The following is a 15380-nucleotide window of genomic DNA, read 5'->3' on the forward strand; positions in this document are numbered from 1 at the left end:
GGGCGGGCTTCGTGCCCCGAGCCCTCGACCGCCTGGTGACGGGAGGCTTTGTCAGGCGCGATAACCTACCTGGGAACGGCCGAGTCGAATCACAGTCACGGGACGAACGCGATGTCGTCCACGAGCATGTCGAACACGGTCGACTTCGCCGTGTGGAACTCGATCGAGTAAGCGTGCGCAGCGTCGAAGGCCGGGGGCGCAGGCACACCCCAGCCGTCCGTGCTGAGGATATCGAACATGACCGTGTACTGCGCCCATTCGGTCGTGATGTCGATCCCCTCACCGAAGTGGTCGCCGCAGCCTGTGCCTTCACACACGCCGCCCTCGCGATCGGTGTTGCGGTCGGGGAAATTCACGTAGATGTGCGTCGGCGCTGCCGCCTTGGCCCAGAAGGTCAGGCCCGAGTAGGCAGAAGCGTCGTAGGTGAGCTTCGCGCCCCCTGGGGCGAGGTTCAGATCGAACCCCATGCCGGCCCCCCTCGAGACGAAGCCGCTCCCCGCGACGTGAGCGGCGTACTCGCTCGGGCCGTGCCCGGGCGAGACCGGTACGAACGGGCGGCCGGGCAGAGGGGTCTGCGTGCCGCCCCGGGTGCCGTCGTTGTACGTGTACCAGCTGCCGACACGGTCCTTGCACCGGACGATCGCGCCGTCGCCGTCCTCCAGGTCGTCGAGGAGCGCGGTGCAGGCAGGGAGCTCGGGCTCCGCGTCCGAGCCGCCCGATCCGCCGGCGCCGCCCCTACCCTCGTCCGAGCCGCCGGCGCCGCCCCTACCCTCGTCCGAGCCGCCGGCTCCCCCGGCCCCCCCAGCGAGGCCAAACGGATCGGGGTCGTACTCGCCGGGCGAGATGCCAAGGACGAGGCCGCACCCGTTCAGCACCACCGACGCGCAGAGAGCGACCGTGAGCACCTGGAAGCGCATCAGAAGCTGCCTTGTACGAGCGCTCCGCCCACCGCGGGCGAAAGCCCGAGCGACACGCCCTGGGTCGAGCTCTTCGCCGTGAGCCACAGCACGCCGCCGCCGGCGATGGCCGCGAGGCCGACGCCGAAGACCACGGTCGCGACGTTCGCGCGCGCCACGGCGCTGCCGCGGATGTCCATGCCGCGCCGATCGCAGCGGTCGCCGTTGCAGAACGGGCGCGACTCGTCGAACCTCGACTTTGCCGCGAAGCCGAGCGCCGCCCCGACGCCCACACCCACGACCCCTGCGCCTGCCGTGACGAGCGCGATCGTGCGGCGCCCATCCCCCGCGCCGCCCGCGTCCGTCGATGCAGGGTCGTCCTCCAGAGGGCGCACGACGAGGGTCGAGGTCACGCCGCCCGGCTTCACCTCGACCTGCGCCGTCCAGACCCGCTTGCCCGGCGCGCTCGCCTGGATGACGTGGGTCCCTGCGTCGACCGGCATGGGCACGCCCCACTGGCCGGGGCCGACCGGCGTGCCGTCGCGCTTCACCTCGAGGCCCGGCGTGCTCGCGGCCTCGACGACCACCGAGAGGCGAGAGACCTTCGGCTGGACGGCCGCCGCGCGCTCGCGCGCCTTCGCCTCCTTCGCGCGGTCGCCGCTCGCGTGCACCCGCGCGGCGACCTCGAGGAACTGCGCCCACGCGGAGGCCATCTTGCCGATGCGCTCGTAGCAATCGGCGAGGAAATAGCGGGTGTTGACGCTGTCGTAGAGGCGCAGGCTCTCCTCGTACTTGGGGCAGGCGCGCGACGCCTGGCCAGCGTCGACGAGCGCTCCCGCCTCGCGGAACAGCGCCACGGCGCCCGCCTTGTCCTCGGCCCTCGCCGCGCGCCCTCCCGCGATCGCCGCCGCCAGGCCGATGCCGATCGCGCAGAGGCGCGCGGCGCGCCCGCGCTTCGGTCGGCTCTTCGTCTGCGGCGGCGCCATCGTGTCGGCGAAGGTATCAGAAGACATCGCGCGAGAACGGGTCGGTGCTGGAGGGCCGCTTCACCTGCGGCGCGCCGCGCTTCGCCGGCTGCGCCGAGCCGCCCGGCCTCGCGGGCCTCTGCGCGGCGGGGGCGGGGGCGCGCGCCTCGGGCGGCGGCCTTTCGGCCGACGCGCCGGGCGCGGCGCTGGACGGCGCGGCACCGGCGGCCGCGTCCGGCGCGGCGCTGGCGGCCGCGGCGACGGCCGTGTCCGGCGCGGCGCTGGCGGCAGGCTCGACGGCAGCGTCCGGCGCGGCGCCCGGCTGCGCGGGACGCGGCTCCGGAACCGCGCCCTGCGGGCCGGCCGCCGACGCGGCCTCGCGCTCGATGTCGCGCGGGGCCCGGTCCGGCAGGCGCCAGAGGAGCAGGCCGCCGCTCACGACCGCAAGCCCGATCCCGATCGCGATCGAAGCGGCGCGCCTATCGCGCGACGCTGGCTTGCGGTTCGTCGTACCGAGCGGCGCGATCGTGAGCGCTCCCCCGTCGAGGGGCACGGTCGCCGCGGGCAGGGTCGCCCCGGCCGCCGTGACCGCCGGCGCCACGCGAGGAGCCCCGGGCGTCAGGGTCCCGGCCGGGAGCGCGCCGCGCAGCGCGCCGAAGAGGCGCTCGGCCGCCGCGCGCGCGTGCGGCGGGGCGAACGGCACGAGCGCGAGCGCGAGATCCGCGACCGTCGGGAACCGGCGATCGCGATCGCGCGCGATCGCCGCGAGGATCACCTGCTCCAGCGGCTCCGGGAGGTCCGGGCGGAGGGCGCGCGGCCTCTGCGGCTCCCCCTGCGTGACCAGGTAGACAAGCTGCGCGAGCTCCTGCGCGAAGAACGGCGTCCGCCCCGTGAGCAGCTCGAAGAGGACGACGCCCAGCGAATAGATGTCCGCGCGGCCGTCGACGTCGCTCGAGGAGCGGAGCTGCTCGGGGGACATGTAGAGGGGCGAGCCGAGCACTCCCCCCACCCGCGTCAACGCGTGGTCCTCCGCGTGCGTCATCTTGGAGATCCCGAAGTCGAGCACCTTGACGCACGGCGAACCGTCCGCGTTCCGCGTGACGAACAGGTTGCTCGGCTTCACGTCCCGGTGGACGATGCCTTGCGCGTGCGCCTCCGCGAGCGCCTCGCAGGCCTGGAGCACGAGCTCGACGGCAACGGGCACCGCGAGGCGGCCGCTCTCCGCGAGCACGGCGGCGAGGTCCCTCCCCTCGAGGTGATCCATCACCATGTACGGCGCGCCGCTCTCGAGCGTGCCGACGTCGGCGACGCGCACGACGTGCTGGCTGCGAACGCGCACGGCGGCGCGCCCCTCCCTCAGAAAGCGCTGGAGGATCTCCGGATCCCGCACGTACTTCGGCAACAGCACCTTGATCGCGACGCGCTCGTCGAGGGCGAGGTGGCGCGCGGCAACGACGAGCCCCATGGCGCCCCGTCCGAGGACGCTCTCCACGAGATACTTGCCGAGGAGGACATCCCCGGGGGCAATCGTGGTCTCGTCGGGGCTCGACATGGCAGGCCAGGGCAGCAGAAGGGCATCCACTATGCCACGCCATGGTCAGAGGCTCATGCAATTTTCCACTGCACCGGCCTCGGCCGGGCAGCGCTGCCATGGTTTGGCCCATGCTGCCCTGTCGCGGTCGCTCAACCCTGACTCGTCGCGACCCGCCGGGAGCAGAGCGACGACGACCCGATCTTCAGCGATGGCCGCGGCGCTGAAGGGCCCTTCCATTCCTTCCACCGATTGTTACGAAACGACACACCCCCACGGATTGTTACGAAACGACACGCCTCCTCGCCCAGCAATCGGGGCTTACCTCGACTACGCGCCTCGGCTTGCCTCAAAACATGATACAAATGCTCTCACACATGGAAGCCGCACCGCGGCAATTCACATCAGGATCGGAAGCGACAGTTCGGAGTTCGGTCCGTCGTGATTTCCGCTCTACTCGTCGACTGTTATTGACATAGCGATAGCGAGATAGCCAATGACCACCACCCTTCGATTCGTCGCGCCCGCCGCCGCTTCCCTCGCAACTGTATTGCTCGCGATTTCGCCGTCACTGGCGGCTTCGTGGCAGACCCGGGTCAACTACGGCGGGAACACGCCCATGGACCTCTACGTCCCGGACAAGGTCGACGCTTCGCCGGGGATCGTGGTCTCGCTGCACTACTGCAGCGGGAACGCAGGAAACGCTCATGGCTGGTTCCAGGGTCTGGCGGATCAGCACGGCTTCCTCATCATCACTCCGCAAGCAGGCGGCAACTGCTTTGACGCAACGCCCGCGCGCAGCGGTGAGCGAGAGGCCATCACCAAGATGGTCCAGTACGCCATCACACAGCACCACGCCGATCCGACCCGGGTCTTCGCTGCGGGGGCGTCCTCCGGCGCTTGCATGACGAACGCGCTCCTCGCTGCCTACCCCGACGTGTTCGCCGGGGGTTCGGTGCTGGCTGGTGTTCCCGCTGGCGCCTGGACGGGAGGCAACGCCTATGGCTGGACGACCCCTGCCAACAGGACCGCTGCCCAGTGGGGTGACATCGTGCGCAAGGCGAGCCCGAACTTCACGGGCGCACGGCCTCGGATTCAGCTCTGGCACGGAACGGCTGACACCACCCTCACCTACGACCCGAATTTTCCTGCCGAGATCGCGCAGTGGACGAACGTCCTGGGTCTGAGTCAGTCCGACAGCAAGACGAGCAGCTTCAAGGGCTCCTCGGACACCTGGAGTCGGGCCTCTTACACGAATGCTGCGGGGACGCTCGTCCTGGAGACGAACTCCGCGCAAGGCGCCCCGCACGATCTCTCGGGGCGAGGCTTGTGGGCCGACGCCGTGCGCTTCTTCGGGCTGGATATGGACCCTCCGTCCACCGGAGAAGGCGCGGGCGGCGGTGATGGCACCGGAGGCAGCGACGCGTCGGGCGGAGGCAGCAGCGCCTCCGGCGCAGGTGGCGAAGGTGGCAGCGCAAACGGCGCCACTTCAGGCGCAGGTGGCAACGCGAGCGGCAGCGCTGCTAGCAGCGGAGCGACTAGTAGCGGAGCGACCACCGGAGGCGCGGCGCAAGGCACCAGCGGAGCCACCACGGGCGGCTCGACGAGCAACGCGGGTGGAAGCACCGCTTCCGGAGACAGCGATCCGACCACGACAGGCGGCGACAGCGCGTCGGACGACGGTGGGTGCAGCTTCAACGTGGCCTCCAGGGGTCAGCTGCCCGGCGGCGCGCTCGTCGGATTGCTCGTGGCAGGGCTTGGCGCTCTGGCCCGCCGTCGTCGCCGATCTGCGGCGTAAGACGGACTCACCGTTCAGCTCCAGGGTCGACCGATGGATCCGGGAGCTCCCCGCCTCCTTTCAGGAAGGAAGCGGATCGCGTCGAAAGACGTCCTGTCAACCCGGCGCAGGTCCCGCAATCGGGGCTTGACGTTTCCGGGGCGTTTGGATTTCCTTCTCTCATCATGAAGACGGCTTTCACTCGCTTTCGACTCGTCGCATCGACGGCGCTCCTCGTCGCGGCCGCCGCGTCCTGCAGCAGCGAAGATGCCGGTCCTGGCACGCCAGGTTCATCGGGCGGCTCACCGCCAGCCGGCGGTTCGGGCGGGACGGGTGGAGCGGCCGCGAGCAGCGGCAGCGTGGGTTCAAGCTCGGGCGCCTCGAGCGCCCAAGGAACTGGCGGCAGCTCTACGGGAGGTTCGTCAGCGGTCAGCACAGGCGCAGGGGAAGGCGGCTCGGCAGGCACGGCATCGGGGGGTTCGGGAGGGTCGACGCCCGAGACGGGCGATCGCTCGCCGGAGGGCACCTGCGCGCGCTTCAACGCCGACACGGCCGACATGAGCGAAGGCACGTGGAGCGGCTCGCTCGATCCCGAGTGCGACCCGGGAGACATCTCTGCCGAGGGTCGAGCGAACGCGCTCCGGCTCTTCAACCTGTACCGCTGGCTGGCGGATTTGCCCCCGGTCGTGACCGAGCCCACCCGCGACGCTCAGGCCCAGGCCTGCGCGCTCATGATGGACGCGAACAACTCGCTCTCGCACGAGCCGCCGGAGAGCTGGAAGTGCTACTCGAAGACAGGCGCGGACGGCGCGAGGACGAGCAACATCTCGAGCGGCCCCGGCGTTGCGAGCGTTCAGGGCTATCTGATCGACCCCGGGAACGAGACGACCTTCGGCCACCGGCGCATCATCCTTGCGAACGATCTCGGTCCGATCGGCCTCGGCTCCACCGGCAAGAACGGCGCCTCCTGCATGCAGAACATCGGAGGGACGGGGCGCGCAGGCAAGGAGTGGACGGCCTGGCCTCCGCCCGGGGTGTTCCCGATGCAGGCGTATGCCGACCGCTGGAGCTCCCTCAGCGACACCGGCTGGTCGATTCAAAGCGAGGACATCGAGCTCGAGGACGCCGAGGTCACGATCACGAGCGGCGGAGCCCCTCTGGCCGTCGACGTCGAGCCGCTCCAGGGGCGCTACGGCTCCACGAACGCGATCCGCATCGTGCCGAACGGTTGGGACCCTGAAGCCGGCAACACCTACTCCGTGAGCGTCTCCGGAATCTCGGCGACCATCGCCTACGATGTCGTGTTCGTCGACTGCGAGTAGAGGCTCCTCGTCGACGCGGGGCAGTGGACCAGCGCCCGAACCCTGGTCGATTCCCTGGTCGCCACCCATCCCTCCACGGCGTCGCTGCTCGACGCGATCGAGGCCCAGGGGTCTTCATGGGGTGTATCCGACGGCAATTGACGGCGCGGCCGGTCAGCGCACGACAGGGAGGTCGAGAAGCAAGAGCATCATTTCGGGATCTTGACGTCGAGCTTGCCGAGCCGCGAGAGCAGCGGGCCCCGATCCTCGATGGCTACGCCGACGAGCCTCCGCGCCGACGCATCGTCGAGCTTCTGGACGGATTGCGCTGCGAATCGTGCCTCGTCCGCGGAGGAGACCTGAAAGATCAGGTGGTAGACGCCGCTGTTCGAGACCGCGAGCACGCGCTGCATCTCCCCCAGGCCGAGCAATCGGCAGATCGCGGCGGCAAGGAACCCCGCGGCAGCACGAGCGAGCGCGCCGCCGCGAAACGAGAGCGAGACGTGGTGCTCGCGTCCGTCCTTGCCGGCCTCCGCGACGGTATACACCACGGCGATGTCGGCGGACGTGATGAACGCATTGCCCTCGGCGAACGGGTCCGCGGGCGGGCCCTCCCCGGTGCGCCTGAGCGCGGTGTCCTTGGCGCGGCCGAGCCCGCGCGAGAGCTCGATCAGGTGGTCCGGCGAGAACATCCGACCGTAACGCGGCCGCTTCATCGCGAACCGGTAGATCAGGAACACCACGAGCCCGACGAGCAGCCATTTCAGCATCGGACCTTGCACCTCCGCGCCCAACCACCGAGACAGACCATCGTGCCGGTCCTAGCACGATTCGTCCACGGGGTTTTCACCTCTGCCGTCACCTCTCGCGCATCCGCGCCTCACGCCCTTGCGGCTCGTCGAGCTGCCGGATCCTGGACTGCCCCGGCTCGCGGAGGCGCGCCGCCCGGCGCGGGATCGGTGGCGCGATGCCGGCCCGATGGTGGATACTGGCGCTCGCCTCCAGCCTCTTCACCGCGATGACCCGAGCCGCCACCTACGTCTACGTCTCCAACGCCGAGAGCTGCGAGATCTCGGTGCTGCGCCTGGACCCCGCCGACGGGTCGCTGGCGCCGGTGCAGGCCGTCGGCATCGAAGGCCAGGCCGGCCCGCTGGCGGTCTCACCGGACCGGCGCTTCCTCTACGTCGCGCTGCGCACCGAGCCCCACGCGGTGCAGGGCTTCGCGCTCGATGCGGCGAGCGGGCGGCTCACGCCGCTCTCGACCGCTCCGCTGCCCGACAGGATGTCCCACCTCATCACCGATCGCAGCGGGCGCCATCTCTTCGGCGCCTCCTATGGCGGTCACATGACCAGCATCAGCCCGCTCGGCAGCGACGGCGCGGTGGGCGAGCCAGCTGCGGTGTCGCTCACCGGCCGCCACGCGCATGCCACGCTGGTGGACCCGTCGAACCGCTACGTCTTCGTCAGCGCCCTCGGCTCGGATGTGGTGGTGCAGTGGCGCTTCGACGCGGCCACTGGCCGGCTCACGCCCAACGATCCACAGGCGCTGCCGGTGCGTCCGCAGGCCGGCCCGCGCCACCTCGTGTTCTCTCCCGACGGGCGCTTCGTCTACCTGCTCAACGAGCTGGACGCGAGCGTCGACATCCTGGCCTTCGACGCCGAGCGCGGGACGCTGGCGCCGGTGCAGAGCCTCTCCACGCTGCCCGAGGGGTTCTCTGGCAAGCCCTGGGCGGCCGACCTGCACCTCACGCCCGACGGCCGCTTCCTCTACACGTCGGAGCGCACCTCCAGCACGCTGGCCGGCTTCAGCGTCGATGCGCAGACCGGCCGCCTGAGCCTGGTCTCGCACGCGTCCACGGAACAGCAGCCGCGCGGCTTCGGGATCGACCCCGGCGGCCGCTGGCTCGTCGCCGCCGGGCAGGTCTCGCATGCCGTGCGCGTGCACGCGATCGACCGCGAGAGCGGCCGGCTCACCTCCTCGACGTCGTACGCGGTGGGCCGCGGTCCTCACTGGGTGGAGATCCTGAGCTTCCCTTGATCTGAACGCCGCGCGCGATGGCCCCGAGCTGGCGGAACTGGCGCCGCGCGTGGCGGCCGCCAGGTCCCGGAGCGCGGAGAGGGCCAGAAGATCCGGCAAAAAGGCCGCGGCACACCGCTCGCACTACGTGCCCACCAGAACGCCGCGAGGTCCGACCTCGCGCTGGTCCCGCCGTTGCGGGACAGCGCGAGGCCCGGAAGCGGCGTGTTGGCCCGAGCCGGCGTCACGCGCCGCGCTCGGATGGAGGCACCCATGTCGGTTCATCATGCCATGTCCATGCTTCTCCCTGTCCTCGCGCTCGCCTGCTCCGCCGCGCAAGGCGGCGCCCCGGAGCCGCCGGAGAGCGCCACTCCGCAGCACGACGACGCAGCGGCGCCGGCCAGCTCGACAGGCGCGAAGAGCTTCGTCGACGCCGAGTCGTACTTCACGAGCTCGGCCGAGATCGACGCCTGGTACGGGCTGCTTCGCGAGCTGAACGACGACTTCGATGTCGTGTGCGGCGACACGTTCTGCGAAGGCGATTTCACGAACTACATGCCGCTTCGACTCCGTTGCTCCGTCGAGGAGCGCGCCGGGACGATAGGCAGCTGCGTGTGGGTCCTCGCCGCGAGCAACGAGGAGATCGTGCCTTCCACGGGCGATGTGGAGGTGGACGCGAGGATCTTCCTCTGCGAGATGCCCGTCGCCCCGGACACCGCCGTGACCGACCTCGTCGAGGCGCTCTCGGCGCCGTCAGGTCGGGCGATCAACGCGGCGCTCCCTGGAACGGACAGATCGCTCTACGACGGCCTCGTCGAGTGCCTCTGACCCGCCGTGCGCTTCGTAGGAGCTCCACGCTCACGCGAGGGCTCATGTCGCCTCGCCGACGGCGCGCCCGCGCCGCGGCGCGACCGGCGCCGGTGTCACGAAAACGACACGGATGAGCGCTATGACATGAAGGACGGATGAGCCGGGTGCATTCATGAGCCGGAGGCGCGCATCCACCGCTGCGCATCTGCCGGCCGTCCGTCGATCGCCGGATGTCCGGGGCCATCGCGGCCCGCCCCGTCCGGCGCGCTTCGGTCCGACTTGATCGAAAGGCTCGTCATGGCAAGCTCGCTCTCCACAGGCCGGCGCATGGGCGCCCGGCGCCGACATCTCACGTCCATCACCGCGCTCGGGCTCTCCCTGGCGCTCGGCGCCGCGGCCGCGTCGTGCGTCGCTCCAGAGGTCGTGTCGCCGGCCCAGGTCCCGGGCGCGGGCGGCGCCGGAGGCGGAGCCAACGAGGGCGGCGCCGGAGGCGGAGCCAACGAGGGCGGCGCCGGAGGCGGAGCCAACGAGGGCGGCACCGGAGCCGGCGAGGGCGGCGAGGGCGGCGCCGCTGGAGCGGGGGAGCAGGGTGGCGGAGGCGGCGGCGCCGCGCCGGGCAGCACGCGCGTCCTCACGTTCCACAACGACAACGAGCGCACGGGAGCGAACCTCGCCGAGACCACGCTCACCACCGAGAACGTGAACGCGCGCCAGTTCGGGCTCCTGTTCCGGCGCGCCGTCGACGACCAGATCTACGCGCAGCCGCTCTACGTGCCCGGCGTGGCCATCCCCGGCCAGGGCACGCGCGACGTCGTCTACGTCGCCACGATGAACAACTCGGTCTACGCGTTCGACGCCCGCGACCCGCAGGCCGGCGAGCCGCTCTGGCACGTCAACTTCAACGATCCGGCGAACGGCGTGACGCCGGTCGACCACCTCGACGTCGGCCAGGCGTGCGGGGTTTACCGGGACATCAGCGGCAACATCGGCATCCTGAGCACGCCCGTGATCGACGACGCGACGGGCACGATCTACGCGGTCGCCAAGACCAAGGAGAACGGCGGCGAGCAGGTCTATCGGCTGCGCGCGCTCGACCTCGCCACCGGCGCGGAACGGCCGAACAGCCCGGTCGTCCTCGAGGCCAGCGCGCCGGGCACCGGTGACGGCAGCGTGGACGGCACCCTCGTGTTCGACCCGGCGATCGAGAACCAGAGGCCGGCGCTCACGCTCGCGAACGGCATGATCTACATCGCCTTCGCCGGCTACTGCGACACCGGGCCTTACCACGGCTGGGTCCTCGCCCACGACGCGGCGACGCTGGAGCAGCGCGCGGTCTGGAACGACACGCCCGGCGGCTGGGCGGGCGGCATCTGGATGGCTGGACAGGGGGTGAGCGTCGACGCTGACGGCAGCGTTTACCTCCTGACCGGCAACGGCGCCTTCGACGGCGCCGAGAACTTCGGCAGCAGCGTCGTCCGGCTGTCTCGGCGGTGAGCACGCGATCGCGAGCGTGGGTATCTCGGTCGGCTGCAACGACGGCGAGACCGCCGACTTCGTGGTGACCTTCGACGGGCCGACTCCCCTCGAGGTCACCGCCGCTTGCGATACGAGCTTCGCGGTGAGCGGCGTCGTGTCCAGCCAGGCCACGCTCCGCATGGTCGGCGGCGGCGGTGACGACGGGCAGATCTCCTTCGAGTGCTGCGGCTCGAACGGCTGGTCGATCGCCTTCGAATGACCGTCTCCAGGGCGGCGCCCGGCCCTACCCCGCGGAGCAGCCCGGGCGCCGCGACATGGGCCCGGGTCGAGCGCATCAGGCGCCGCTCTCGCCCGTCACCGGCTCGCCTTCGGCGAGCAGCCGCTTGAGCGTGCCGAGATCGACGGGCTTCACGAGGTGCTCGTCAAACCCGGCTCCACGCGCCCTCTCGCGGTCGCCCTGCTGCCCGTAGCCGGTGAGCGCGATCAGATAGACGTTCTTGTGCTGGGGCTTCTCTCGAACGCGGCGCGCGAACTCGAGGCCGTCGATCCCCGGAAGCCCGATGTCCACGATGGCCACGTGCGGGAGCACCTCGTCCATGAGCTCGATCCCCGAGATCCCGTGATTCGCCGAATGGCACTCGAACCCGGCGCGCGTCAGGAGCGCGCAGAGCGCCTCGCGGCCGTCGTCGTTGTCCTCCACGACGACGATCCGCGATCTCCTGGGGAGCTTCCCGAGGAGCGAGCCGCGCGCCGCCTCCTGCTCGGATGGCGGCTCGGAGATCGGCAGCCGCACCTCGAACTCGCACCCTTTGCCCTCTCCCTCGCTCCGCGCGCTCACGGTGCCGCCGTGCTTTTCGACGAGGCCTCGGACGAGGGTGAGCCCCACGCCGAGCCCCCCCGCCGATCGGTCCAGGGTGCGGCTCGATTGCACGAAGAGCTCGAACACCGTGTCGAGCATCTCCTTCGGGATCCCGACGCCGTCGTCCTTCACGCGGACCACCGCGTGTCCGTCCATTCGCTTGGCCTCCAGGGTGACATGACCCCCTCGCGAGGTGTACTTCGCAGCGTTGTTGAGCAGGTTCACGTGAACCTGCTGGAGCCGCGCAGGGTCGCCCTCGACCCAGATCGGCTCGGGATCGACCACGACCGAGAAATCGACGCCGCGCGTGTCCATGAGGTTCTTGACCGCGTCGGCGGCGTCCTTCACCACCGTGCCGAGGTCGAGCACGCGCTTTCGAAGCTCGATCTTGTTCTGCGTGACGCGGCTCGCCTCCAGCAGATCGTCGAGCAGGCGCGCCATCTGCGCGGACTGACGCTCGAGGATCTGGACGACCTTCTCGTCGATCCCGGACGCGCCGGAAGGCGCGGAGCAGTCTTCCTTGAGCAGCGCCGTGGCGTGGACGATCGCGCCAAGAGGGTTCCGCAGCTCGTGCGACAGCATGGCGAGGAACTCGTCGCGCCTGCGCACGGCGTCCTTGATCTGCTCCTCCGATCGCTTTTGCGCGGTGACGCTCCTGAAGATCCCGATGATACCCACGATGTGGCGCGCCGCGTCGATGAGCGGGAGCCGCGTGACGAGGTCCCACTCCACGACGCCATCCTGCCGCACGCGCTTCTCCAGCTTGTAATGCTGCGCCTCGCCGGTCCGCAGCACCACCTCGTCCTGCTGGTGAACGGCGAGCGCCGCCTCGTACCCAGGCAGCTCGAAGCCTGTCTTGCCCGCCGCTTCGCCTGGATCGGAGAGGCCGAGGCGCTCCGCCATGGCGTTGTTCGTGCGAATGAACCGGCCGCGCGCGTCCTTGAAGTAGATCGCGTCGGGCACGCTGCGGAGCAGGCTGTTCAGGAGATAGCGCTCGTGGAAGAGCGCGTCCTCCGCCGCCTTCAGGCCGCTCACGTCGATGAGCGTGAGCACGACCCCCGCGATGGTGCCCTTGGCACGGTAGGGGAGGATGCGAAGAAAGAACGAGCGACCGTGCCGGTCGCGCAGCTCGCGCTCCACACGCTCCCCCGTCGCGAGCACGCGCTTGAGATCCGCGGTGAGCTCCGGGTGGTCGACCGCATACGTGAACGTCTCGATCGGCCTGCCGACGTCCTGCAAGAGCAGGTTGAAGCTCTCCGCGATCTGCGGCGTGAATTTCCTGATCTTGAGCTCCCTGTCGAGGAAGATGGTGCCGATGTCCGTGCTCGACAGGAGGTTCTCCATGTCGTTTCCGAGCTCGGTGAGATCGGCGATCTTCCGCTGGTACTCCGCGTTCACCGAGTAGAGCTCCTCGTTGACGCTCTGGAGCTCCTCGTTCGTGCTCTGCAGCTCCTCGTTGGAAGCGAGGAGCTCCTCGTTCGCGGCCTGCAGCTCTTCGTTGCTCGCCTCGAGCTGCTCGGTCATCGCCTGCAAGGTCTGCTTCGTGTAACCGAGCTCCGCCTCGAGCGCGCCGAGCTGCTCGCGCGACACGTCGTCCAGGTCGATCTCCTTCACCGGCATCGCCGCCCTGCGCGGCGCCCCGTCGATCGCGTCGAAGGTGATGAGGACGTGGGGCAAGGTGCCTCGTCGGCTCTCGACCCGGCGCATCGTGACCTGGTAGGTGCCTCCCTCCGCTTGCACCCCCTTGAACACGATCGCCGTGCGCTCCTTGATGACGCGCCGGAGGCCCCCCGTCAGCACCATCTTGAGGTCGCAGTCCAGCATCTCGAAGGCGTCGAGCCCCTGTCTGCCATCCTTGACCTTCAGGAACCGGCTCGCGCCGCCGAACGCGTGGACGAGCTCCCCTGTGTCATTGACGAGGAGGCTCGGAGGCATGAACTCGTCGAGCAGCGCGTCGTAGGTCCCGAGCAGGTACGACGCCGGGTGGCGCGCGACGGGCGCGGCGATCCCCGAGCGCGGGGCGCTCCGGACCTTCGGCGATACCGGCTGAAAGCGGGGCTCGACCTGCATCCGCCGGTCGCTGTACTTCCGGTAGATCCGCCATTGCTTGTCGACGATCTCGAAGTCGTGCCCGAGGTGCCCCGGCGTCTCGCTGGGCCCGAGGAAGACCACGCCCCCGCGGTTGAGCGCGAAGTGAAAGAGGCTCAGGACCTTCTGCTGCACCGCCGGCTGAAGGTAGATGAGCACGTTGCGGCAGCTGATGAAGTCGACGCGCGTGAACGGCGCGTCCTTGATCACGTTGTGGTGGGCGAAGACCACCGACTGGCGGAGATCGGGGACAACCTGGTAGCTGCGTCCGCGCCGGATGAAATACCGCTCGAGGCGCTCGGGCGAGACGTTCACCACCGCCTCTTCCTCGTAGAGCCCGCGCGTCGCGATCTCGAGCGATCCATGGTGCACGTCGGTCGCGAAGACCTTGAACGGGCGGTGGCCACCCCCTGACGTGAGCTCGTGGAGGAGGATGGCGAGCGAATAGACCTCTTCGCCCGTCGCGCAGCCGGCGACCCACACGCGGAACGGGGCGTCCTGCGGTCCCGCGCGCAGGAGCTCGGGGAGCACCGAGCGCTCGAGGATGCCGAACGCTTCCTCGTTCCGGAAGAAGCGCGTCACGCCGATGAGGAGATCACGGTAGAGCACGTCGAGCTCGCTCGACTTGCTCTTCAAGCGCTTGACGTACTGTTCAATGTCGTCCGTATGCGCGAGCTGGATCCGCCGCTCGATGCGCCGGGTGACCGTGCTCGGTTTGTAGTGCGTGAAGTCGATGCCGAACTGCTCCTCGAGCATCCTGTAGACAGCGCTCATCCCCTGATCGACCCTGACCGCGTCCCGCTCCGGGCTACGCCCCTTGGACCTCACGTGATCGAGGAGGACGCGCGGCATGTCCTGGGGAGGCAGGACGCAGTCGGCCACACCGGCGTCTCGCGCGGTCTTCGGCATCCCGTCGAACTGCGCGCTGTCGACGTCCTGCACGACGACCAGCCCGCCCGCGTCGTGGACCGCGCGGATCCCCCGTGAGCCGTCGCTGCCACCCCCGGAGAGGACCACGGCGATCGCCCGCGGGCCGCAGTCCTGCGCGAGGGATCGAAAGAACACGTCGATGGGCAGCGCGAGCTCCTGGTCGCGATCCCTCTCGCTCAGGAGGAGGCGGTCGCCGGAGATGATCATCTCCTTCTTCGGCGGGATCAGATAGACGTGATCGGGCTCGACCATCATGCCGTTCTCGACGAGGTGAATGGGCAGCTCGGTGCGGCGCCCGAGGATCTCGTCCATCAGGCTCTTGAAGTCCGGCGACAGGTGCTGGACCACGACGAAGGCCATCCCGCTCTCCTTCGGGATGTTCTCGAAGAAGTGCTCGAGCGCCTCGAGCCCCCCCGCCGAAGCGCCGATTCCTACTACGTAAGGCGCCACCTCTGGCCGGACTGTGCGGGTTCTTGTCTTTGTGGCATCGCGCACCTCGCGCTCGGTCGACATGACCGACCTCGACGGCAGCAAGCGTGCCCAGGCTGGGGCCGCTGGCGAGCGCCTTCACCTGGGCCAAAATCCGCCGAATTCAGCCGGCGGGCGGGCGTCGGATGTGTGGCAAATTGCCTCGCTGCGCGCCCCGTGTGAGTCTTGCGGCCTCGCAACGGCTCAGGGACGGCGGTGCTCGCGCGCAGGGAGCGAGGCTCCCTCTCAGGCGGGGTTCGTC

General features: G+C 69.9%; 11 protein-coding genes. 6 read left to right on the forward strand and 5 right to left on the reverse strand.

All coding sequences use genetic code 11. The annotated features are described in order from the left end of the window. Positions 1-95: 95 nt before the first annotated feature. Genes WMF29_RS22695 through WMF29_RS22705 form a run of 3 tightly spaced genes read right to left on the reverse strand, consistent with a single transcriptional unit; the run spans position 96 to position 3413 of the window. Complete coding sequence (locus WMF29_RS22695; RefSeq protein WP_437330837.1) at positions 96-917, reverse strand: hypothetical protein; 822 nt, start codon at positions 915-917, stop codon at positions 96-98. Beyond that, positions 917-1909 (reverse strand): hypothetical protein, encoded by a 993-nt coding sequence (locus WMF29_RS22700; protein ID WP_437330838.1) that lies wholly within the window; start codon positions 1907-1909, stop codon positions 917-919. The genes WMF29_RS22695 and WMF29_RS22700 overlap by 1 nt, the downstream gene beginning before the upstream one ends. Then, entirely contained in the window at positions 1899-3413 is a 1515-nt protein-coding gene (locus WMF29_RS22705; RefSeq protein ID WP_437330839.1) for a serine/threonine-protein kinase, read from the reverse strand. Before WMF29_RS22705 ends, WMF29_RS22700 begins: the two co-directional genes overlap by 11 nt. Positions 3414-3888: 475 nt before the next feature. Between WMF29_RS22705 and WMF29_RS22710 the strand changes: the two genes are divergently transcribed. Further along, positions 3889-5190 carry an extracellular catalytic domain type 1 short-chain-length polyhydroxyalkanoate depolymerase gene (locus tag WMF29_RS22710; protein ID WP_437330840.1) on the forward strand — a complete coding sequence of 434 codons (1302 nt, stop codon included), beginning with the start codon at positions 3889-3891 and terminating at the stop codon, positions 5188-5190. A 536-nt stretch (positions 5191-5726) separates the two neighbouring features. Then, positions 5727-6491, forward strand: coding sequence for a CAP domain-containing protein (locus tag WMF29_RS22715; RefSeq protein ID WP_437330841.1), 765 nt, complete (start codon positions 5727-5729; stop codon positions 6489-6491). 188 nt (positions 6492-6679) lie between these two features. Here the strand turns inward: WMF29_RS22715 and WMF29_RS22720 are convergent, their stop codons facing one another. Continuing rightward, positions 6680-7240, reverse strand: a complete 561-nt coding sequence (locus WMF29_RS22720; protein ID WP_437330842.1) for a hypothetical protein — start codon at positions 7238-7240, stop codon at positions 6680-6682. A gap of 197 nt (positions 7241-7437) precedes the next feature. On the opposite strand from WMF29_RS22720, the gene WMF29_RS22725 reads away from it, so the two are divergent. From WMF29_RS22725 to WMF29_RS22740, 4 genes are all read left to right on the forward strand, one after another. Continuing rightward, entirely contained in the window at positions 7438-8508 is a 1071-nt protein-coding gene (locus WMF29_RS22725; RefSeq protein WP_437330843.1) for a lactonase family protein, read from the forward strand. Between the two features lie 252 nt (positions 8509-8760). Then, positions 8761-9315, forward strand: coding sequence for a hypothetical protein (locus WMF29_RS22730; protein ID WP_437330844.1), 555 nt, complete (start codon positions 8761-8763; stop codon positions 9313-9315). A gap of 279 nt (positions 9316-9594) precedes the next feature. Then, positions 9595-10791 carry a hypothetical protein gene (locus tag WMF29_RS22735; RefSeq protein WP_437330845.1) on the forward strand — a complete coding sequence of 399 codons (1197 nt, stop codon included), beginning with the start codon at positions 9595-9597 and terminating at the stop codon, positions 10789-10791. A 16-nt stretch (positions 10792-10807) separates the two neighbouring features. After that, on the forward strand, positions 10808-11032 hold the full coding sequence (locus tag WMF29_RS22740; protein WP_437330846.1) for a hypothetical protein: 225 nt from the start codon (positions 10808-10810) through the stop codon (positions 11030-11032). Between the two features lie 75 nt (positions 11033-11107). Here the strand turns inward: WMF29_RS22740 and WMF29_RS22745 are convergent, their stop codons facing one another. Beyond that, the gene (locus tag WMF29_RS22745) at positions 11108-15100 is read right to left on the reverse strand and encodes a chemotaxis protein CheB (RefSeq protein WP_437330847.1); all 3993 of its coding nucleotides are present in this window, start codon (positions 15098-15100) and stop codon (positions 11108-11110) included. Positions 15101-15380: the final 280 nt, after the last annotated feature.

The organism is Sorangium sp. So ce381 (assembly GCF_051473845.1).
Lineage (GTDB): Bacteria > Myxococcota_A > Polyangia > Polyangiales > Polyangiaceae > Sorangium > Sorangium atrum.